Below are 477 nucleotides of genomic sequence, written 5' to 3' on the forward strand. Positions count from 1 at the left end.
GTGCCGGGCGGGGGTGGGCGATCCTTACCAAGTCCTGACGATCGGGCGGATCCGCCGTGCGGCGGCGCCCGCTGTCCTACCGTGACCGGAATGCGGGTACTGGTCACCGGCGCGGCCGGCTTCATCGGATCGCAGGTCGCCGACCTGCTCGCCGCCGAAGGGCACGAGGTGGTGTGCCTGGACGCGCTGCTGCCGCAGGCGCACGGGGGTGAGCTGCCCGACTGGTCCCGGCCGCACCACCCGGTGGTCGGCGACGTCCGCGACGCCGACCTGCTCGACCGGCTGCTGCCAGGGGTGGACGCGGTCTGCCACCAGGCGGCCATGGTCGGCCACGGCCTCGACCCCTCCGATGCGCCGCAGTACGTCAGCCACAACGACTACGGCACCGCGGTGCTGCTCGCCGCCATGCACCGGGCCGGAGTGAGCCGGCTGGTGCTGGCCAGCTCGATGGTGGTCTACGGCGAAGGGGCCTACCGC

1 protein-coding gene is annotated in these 477 nt (G+C 73.6%); it reads left to right on the forward strand.

The annotated features are described in order from the left end of the window. Nucleotides 1-90 precede the first annotated feature (90 nt). On the forward strand, nucleotides 91-477 hold a 387-nt coding region (locus tag C1I99_RS31890), incomplete at its 3' end, for an NAD-dependent epimerase/dehydratase family protein (RefSeq protein WP_146604122.1).

Source organism: Micromonospora deserti, assembly GCF_003236335.1.
Classification (GTDB): domain Bacteria; phylum Actinomycetota; class Actinomycetes; order Mycobacteriales; family Micromonosporaceae; genus Micromonospora; species Micromonospora deserti.